Raw genomic sequence first — 5,830 nt, 5'->3', positions numbered from 1 at the left:
TTACGGCGCAGCAGTGCATGAATACGAACTAGCAGTTCATCGGTATTAAACGGCTTTTTGAGATAATCATCCGCTCCGATTTCAAACGCTTCGGTGAGTTTTTCAATCTCTTGATGGGAGGTAAGGTAGATGGTAGGGGTGGTATCATTGGCACGACGCAACTCTTTTAGAAGCGATAAGCCGTCGATGAGGGGGACATTAATGTCGAGAAGATAGAGATCAAAATGGTTTTTATAGGTTTCATCCAAGGCACTTTGCCCGTTACGGCATAGCACTACTTCAAACCCCTCCTCTTCGAGTACATCCACAATCGATTCACCAAAGAGCAAATCATCTTCCAACAATAAAATTTTACTCAACACGCTCTATCGACCATTTCAAAGTTTCTCCTGCTCTCATCGGCACAACACTGCCATAAATATCGGGGACAACAAAATCGTGTTTCACCAATACCACCTCTTTAAATTCAGCACAAATACCGTAGATACGTTGAGCATTATCACTCACGAACGCTTGGAGGTTATCCAGTCTATCATGTGCATCGAACACTTCACACAGCAACTGTAAAGCAATCGGTGCGGTAAAGACCCCTGCCCCGCATCCGCACGACTCTTTGGCGTGTTTCGGGTGAGGTGCGGAGTCGGAGCCGAACATCACTTTCGGATGAGCTTCGAGGGCTACGCGCAAAAGAGCGGAGCGATCTTCGGGACGTTTTGCAATCGGTTTGCAAAACAAATGGGGGCGCAACATCCCCCCTGCCACATCATCGAGGGTAATGATGAGATGGTGTACCGTAATCGTCGCATACAGATTCTCATAGCGATCCAACATTTTTACCGCGTCGGCGGTCGTGATGTGTTCCATAACGATTTTGAGTTTTGGAAAATTGATAGCTAACATCTCATAAACCGACATGAACTCCGCTTCGCGATCCATCACAAACCCGTTCGTTTCTCCATGAACGGAGAGGACGATCCCCAAATCCGCCATCGCTTCGAGTGTTTCACGCATCGCTTCTATATCGAAACTCGCCACGCCCCCCTCTGAGTTGGTCGTTACCCCACTAGGATAGAGTTTAATCGCCGTAATCTCATCGCACACACTTTCTAAAAACACCCTGCTGTAGTTTTGGTAAAAGAGGGTCATATAGGGTTCAAAATCATCCCGACCTATTGCGTGCTTGATCCGTTTTTTATACTCTTTGAGCGCTTCCAACGTCGTTACCGGAGGGACGAGATTGGGCATCACGAGTGCTCCGCTAAAGCTGTACGAAGTAAGAGGTGCTACCGTTTCGAGCATCTCACCATCGCGCAGATGAAGATGCATATCAAGCGGCATGGTTAAAGTAATCGATTTCATTGTTAAGCCTTTAACTCATTTTGCGCTTGTTGAATCAGAGCATTCAGTGCCTCTTCATAACGTACCGCTTCAGCCTGATCGGTCGATTCGAAACGGGTCACGAGTACCGGAGTGGTATTGCTCGCACGCACCAATCCCCACCCTTTATCAAAAATAACGCGAACACCGTCAACATCAATGATCTCTTTGATCGGAGGAAAAGACGCTGGAGGAGTTTGCAGTAATACTTTCAACTTTGCTATCAACGGAAATTTCTCTTGCTCCGTTGTTTTCACTTTGATCTCTTCGGTCGAAAATACTTTGGGGAGCTTCGCAATCTCGGCATCGAGATCAACCCCCTCATGGATCAGTTCGAGCATACGAAGCGTCGCGTAAATTGCATCATCGTATCCGAAATAACGGTCAGCAAAAAAGACGTGACCGCTCACTTCACATGCCAAGTCGGCGTGAAGCTCTTTCATTTTCACTTTGAGATTGGAGTGACCTGTTTTGTACATCACCGCCGTCGCACCCCGGTCACGTAGGGTGTCGTACATCACTTGTGAACATTTTACTTCACCGATTACGGTCGGATTTTTCATCTTGAGGGCAAACAGCAATGCCATCATGTCCCCCTTGATGTTGTTGCTAGGGGTCAAGACGGCGATACGGTCGGCATCACCGTCATAGGCAAACGCGATGTCCCCCTCGGAGGCTAAGAGTTTTTTGATGTCTTCGAGATTATGCTCTTCGCTCGGATCGGGATGATGATTCGGAAAAGTACCGTCCGGCTCGACATATATCCCTTTGGTAGTGAGTTCAAGCTCTTTGAAAATTTCCTCAATCGCCAATCCAGCGACTCCGTTGCCGCAGTCATACACAATCCGTTCTTTCATTCCGCGCAAATGACCAAATGACTCAACCATAAACCGTTTATAGCGGCTTAGTGCATCAATCTCTATGACCTGACGTTCGACTTTGATTGGCATATCCATTACATCAATTTTACGCCCTAACGTATAAATCTGCTCTCCAAAAAATGGTGCTTTGTTGATCGTAATTTTAAATCCGTTGTATTCGCTTGGATTGTGTGAACCGGTAATCATTACCGAAGCACACGGAGTAACTCCGTCAAATTCCTGATAGTTACAAAAATAATTGACTGGAGTAGGAACCATCCCCATCCCCAGAACTTTCATCCCTCCGGCATTCAAACCAGCGCTAAGATATTCAAACAAAACAGGAGAGTGGGAACGGGCATCATAACCGACCGCAACATAGTCGCCAAATTCACGCATCTCTTCCGCCAACGCATACCCCAAACGGGTAACATTCGCGTCGTTGAGCTCTTTTTCAAAAATTCCACGGATATCATACTCACGATAAATAGACATATTTTCCCTTTTCAAGCAACATTAACAAATTATACAACGCGGTGGTTAAAAGAGTCTTTTACGGGGCAAAAAGCCCCACGGAAGAATAGAGAAGAAGTGTTACAAAAGTGTTAAGAGTCGATACTAAATAGCGCGTTTGAACTCAGGATAGGCTTCAAGACCGCATTCGCTGACATCAAGCCCTTGTTGTTGTTCCTCATCAGTTGCACGAAACGGAAATACTTTATTGATAAGATAGATGATAACAAACGAAACCGGAAATACAAAAAGTGCGATTTCTGCAATCCCTTTTACTTGATTCAATAAAGTTATATTGTTAGCGGCATCGCTTGCGAAAATCCCGACAGCCAGAGTTCCCCAAATACCGTTTACGAGATGAACCGACAATGCCCCGACCGGATCATCAATGCGTACTTTATCAAATAATGGAATGGCAACCACTACCAAAAGACCGCCGATAAATCCAACCGCTAACGCATCATAAAGTGAGAATAAATGAGCCCCTGCCGTAACCGCAACCAATCCCCCAAGTGCGCCGTTGAGAATCATCGTAATATCAAACAGTTTGTAGCGGACATAGATTAAAATCCCAGCGGATATTGCCCCAGCAAGGCCAGCGAGATTGGTATTGAAAATCGTCAAGGCAACGCTATCCGCCAACGCTTTCGTCGAAATACCGCCGACAGAACCGCCGTTAAATCCAAACCAACCGATCCACAGCAACATCGCTCCCAAAACCACCAACGGGATATTCGAAGCGGGGATAACACGCATTTGATCGCCGACATAACGACCTTTACGTGCTCCGATGACCAAAATAGCCGCGAGCAATGCCCATCCCCCCGTAGAGTGGATAACGGTAGAACCTGCCAAATCAACCATGTTAAGATCAAAAATGGTATCTTTGAGCCAATCACTTCCCCAGCTGATGTTCACCGCGCTCGGATAGATGAATGCACCCATTACAACCGTGAAAAGGGTTAAAGGGAGAAGACGTGCACGTTCACCCACCCCACCGCTCATGATGTTGATCGCTTTACCGACAAACGCCATTTGGAACATAAAAAATGCCCATTGACTCATTGTAGCGCTATGAAAATCACCGAATGCGAGGTGAAACCCAACCAAAATAAAAGCCATCGACGCCACAGCGTAGATCATGACGTTGACTGTCAAAACACTGGAGACGTTTTTCGTCCGAACCAAACCTGCTTCGAGCATCGCGAAACCGGGAACCATTAATATAATCAGGGTGATTGAAAAGAGAGCAAAGAGGGTGTCAATAACGTAAGCAGTATCCATGCAGCACCTTTAGTTTAAGATAAAGGTGTGCATTATATATCCAATTAAATGGATTGTAGAAGAAGTATTGATTAAAATTTAATCAAATGATTAAATGGCTTCTATATCTGTCTCACCCGTACGGATACGGACGATTTTACTGATGTCGCTAACGAAGATTTTACCATCACCGATTTTTCCGGTGCGTGCTGCTTCAACAACAGTGTTCACTACTTGATCCACCATTGCCTCATCCACTACCATCTCCATTTTAATCTTTGGAAGAAAGTCTACGACATACTCTGCACCGCGATATAACTCGCTGTGCCCTTTTTGTCGTCCGTACCCTTTTACTTCACTTACCGTCATTCCGGTAATCCCAATCTCCGCCAGTGCGTCTTTTACGTCTTCGAGTTTAAATGGTTTGATAACCGCTTCAATTTTTTTCATTATTTACTCCTTATAGGTTAAAGCCACGTTCACCGTGTACAGACTCATCTAAACCTTGGCTCTCTTGTTCTTCGTTAACACGTGAACCGCCAGTTAATGCCATTGCGATATAGTAAACAACGATCGTACCGACCAATGTAAACAATCCGACGATTAATACAGATTCTGCTTGAACCATGATTTGTCCCATACGGTCACCTGAATCTTTCAACGGTCCTGCCCAAAGGAGAGCATTGTCTGTGTTCGGTGTATACGCTGCAAAGATACCGGTTGCAATCGCACCCCAAAGACCTGCAAGGAAATGTACTCCAAACGCATCCAAAGAATCATCATAACCCAATTTTTTCTTAAGCGCTGTTACCCCAAAGAATGCGATTAATGCGCCAGTGATACCGATGATAAATGCACCGTTAACTCCTACGAAACCCGCTGCTGGAGTAATCGCTACAAGACCTGCAATAGCACCTGTTGCTGCACCAAGCAATGTCGGTTTTTTGAACACTGTATACTCTACTACAATCCATGTAACTGTAGCAACCGCAGCAGCAATCGTTGTTGTCAAATATGCAAGACCAGCGATAGCATTAGCACCGAATGCTGATCCACCGTTAAATCCATACCAACCAAACCAGAGAAGACCAGCACCAAGAGCTGTCAAGATAACACTTGCAGGCTTCATCGCTACTTTTGGATAACCGGCACGTTTACCGATTAAGAGAGCCAATACCAGACCAGCCAAACCACCGTTCATGTGAACAACTGTACCACCCGCGAAGTCAAGAGCACCTTCGTTGAAAAGGTAACCACCACCCCATACCATGTGAGTAATCGGAGCATAAACAACGATTGTCCAGATAAAGGCAAATACCATCCAAGTAGAGAATTTCATACGCTCAATCACAGAACCCGCAACGATTCCTACAGTGATAGCTGCAAATGTCCCTTGGAACACTACGAAAACCAATTTAGGATAGAGCTGACCGAGATCTACACTTGCAAATTCTGTCCAACTGATGCCACTGAGCATAATATGGTTAAAACCACCAATTACTTGGTTAATTGAACCCTCAGCCGTACCGAAAGCGATAGAAAATCCGGCAACAACCCATGCGATAAATGAAACTGCAAATGCACCGAATACCATTGAAAATGTATTCAAAATATTTTTAGAACGAGTCATCCCGCCGTAAAACAACGCCAAACCGATCGGTGTCATCAACATAACCAATGCTGTTGACATCATCATCCATGCAGTATCACCTGAGTTAAGTACAGGTGCCGCAGCATCTTCGGCGAATGCCGATACGCCCAAAAGCGATAAAGCTAAAAGCCACTTTTTCATTTTTTCTCCTTATAACTTGAATGTC

The 5,830-nt window shown here is 45.2% G+C and carries 6 protein-coding genes; all 6 read right to left on the bottom strand.

The genetic code is table 11. The features are described from left to right. Positions 1-362: response regulator (locus tag JZU62_RS09850; RefSeq protein ID WP_295014334.1), on the bottom strand; the 362-nt coding region annotated here is incomplete at its 3' end. Further along, complete coding sequence (gene pyrC / locus JZU62_RS09845; RefSeq protein ID WP_295014332.1) at positions 352-1,359, bottom strand: dihydroorotase; 1,008 nt, start codon at positions 1,357-1,359, stop codon at positions 352-354. The genes pyrC and JZU62_RS09850, both read right to left, overlap by 11 nt. Before the next feature lie 2 nt (positions 1,360-1,361). Next, positions 1,362-2,732 carry a phosphomannomutase/phosphoglucomutase gene (locus tag JZU62_RS09840; protein WP_295014330.1) on the bottom strand — a complete coding sequence of 457 codons (1,371 nt, stop codon included), beginning with the start codon at positions 2,730-2,732 and terminating at the stop codon, positions 1,362-1,364. Between the two features lie 123 nt (positions 2,733-2,855). After that, entirely contained in the window at positions 2,856-4,034 is a 1,179-nt protein-coding gene (locus JZU62_RS09835; RefSeq protein WP_295014328.1) for an ammonium transporter, read from the bottom strand. Between the two features lie 90 nt (positions 4,035-4,124). Then, positions 4,125-4,463, bottom strand: a complete 339-nt coding sequence (locus JZU62_RS09830) for a P-II family nitrogen regulator (protein WP_295014326.1) — start codon at positions 4,461-4,463, stop codon at positions 4,125-4,127. 10 nt (positions 4,464-4,473) lie between these two features. Next, positions 4,474-5,805, bottom strand: coding sequence for an ammonium transporter (locus JZU62_RS09825; RefSeq protein ID WP_295014324.1), 1,332 nt, complete (start codon positions 5,803-5,805; stop codon positions 4,474-4,476). Between the last annotated feature and the right edge of the window lie 25 nt (positions 5,806-5,830).

Source organism: Sulfuricurvum sp. (assembly GCF_019163035.1).
Taxonomy (GTDB): Bacteria; Campylobacterota; Campylobacteria; order Campylobacterales; family Sulfurimonadaceae; genus Sulfuricurvum.
Note: the sequence above shows the minus strand (reverse complement) of the source record. Positions and strands in the feature narration are given on the sequence as shown.

What these genes read in the sequence shown, in the direction of transcription:
- pyrC (WP_295014332.1), bottom strand. Translation starts at nt 1,359, where the DNA reads ATGAAATCGATTACTTTAACCATGCCGCTTGATATGCATCTTCATCTG.
- JZU62_RS09840 (WP_295014330.1), bottom strand. Translation starts at nt 2,732, where the DNA reads ATGTCTATTTATCGTGAGTATGATATCCGTGGAATTTTTGAAAAAGAG.
- JZU62_RS09835 (WP_295014328.1), bottom strand. Translation starts at nt 4,034, where the DNA reads ATGGATACTGCTTACGTTATTGACACCCTCTTTGCTCTCTTTTCAATC.
- JZU62_RS09830 (WP_295014326.1), bottom strand. Translation starts at nt 4,463, where the DNA reads ATGAAAAAAATTGAAGCGGTTATCAAACCATTTAAACTCGAAGACGTA.
- JZU62_RS09825 (WP_295014324.1), bottom strand. Translation starts at nt 5,805, where the DNA reads ATGAAAAAGTGGCTTTTAGCTTTATCGCTTTTGGGCGTATCGGCATTC.